Annotated in this window: 2 protein-coding genes; one reads left to right on the top strand and one right to left on the bottom strand. The window is 71.3% G+C overall.

The genetic code is table 11. The features are described from left to right. The coding region (locus APM_RS10820) for a CoA transferase (protein ID WP_007423413.1) at nt 1-369 on the top strand (369 nt) is incomplete at its 5' end. 83 nt (nt 370-452) lie between these two features. On the opposite strand, the gene APM_RS10815 is transcribed toward APM_RS10820, so the two are convergent. Then, the coding region (locus APM_RS10815; RefSeq protein WP_007423412.1) for an energy transducer TonB at nt 453-997 on the bottom strand (545 nt) is incomplete at its 5' end.

The following is a 997-nucleotide window of genomic DNA, read 5'->3' as shown; positions in this document are numbered from 1 at the left end:
ACCAATGCCGACCGTCTCGCCAACCGCGCGGCGATGACCGCGGCGCTGACCGAGGCCCTCGCCGCGCATGACGGCGAGGCGCTGGCCGAGCGGATGATCCGCGCCGGGATTCCCGCCGGGCCGGTGCGGCCGGTGGACGCGGCGCTGGAGAGCGCGCACGCGCGGCATCGTGGCATGGTGGCGGAGCTGGACGGGGTGCGCACGCTGGGCACGCCGATCAAGTTCTCGCGCACGCCGGGCGGGCCGCACGCGCCGCCGCCGGGCTTTGCCGCGCATCTCGACGAGATCCTCGCCGAGCATGGCTATACCGAGGCCGAGATCGCCGCGTTGGAGGCGGCGGGCGCGATCCGCCGGGTGCGGCGCGCCTGATTTTTTTGCCATCGCGGCGCGCCTGATTTTTTTCTCCGCCGCGGCGCGGGGCTGGTCCCTGCCCTGCCCCGCGCGGGGCGGGGTCAGTGGATCAGGATGTAATGGATGGTTGCCGTTACCTGCTCGGATTTCGCTTTCGAGCCTGGCGGGAATTTCGGCACATGCGCGCCGTTGAACAGGCCGTACCACGCCATGTCGAGCAGCGGCGCGCCGGAGCGGCGGACCATGCGCAGGTCGATCACCCGCCCGTCGGGCAACACGGTGAAGCTGACCGTCACCGAGCCCTGCTGGCCCTGGGCGGCGGCACCCTCGGGGTAATAGTCGTGGGTGTTCACCCATTTGTTGAATGCGCTCTGCCAGTCCGGACCGGCCTTGCCCTTGAAGACGATGTCCGGCGCGTGCCGGTTGAAGTCGGGTGCTGCGGGGGCGAGGTTGAGCGCCGTACTGCGGTGGGCGAGCGCGGTGGTCGGCCGGGTGCCGAACGACATGCCGTTCATCACCATGTAGGAGTGGCGCGGCGCGGGCCGGGCCGGGTGCGGCGGTGACTTCGGCACCGGCGGCGCCTGCGGGATGATGGCGGCCTGCATCGCCGGCGGGGTGAAGGGCTTCATGTTGAGATGGACCGCCG

The organism is Acidiphilium sp. PM (assembly GCF_000219295.1).
Classification (GTDB): domain Bacteria; phylum Pseudomonadota; class Alphaproteobacteria; order Acetobacterales; family Acetobacteraceae; genus Acidiphilium; species Acidiphilium multivorum.
The sequence above is the reverse complement of the archived record's forward strand: the minus strand, read 5'-3'. Positions and strand labels throughout refer to the sequence as shown.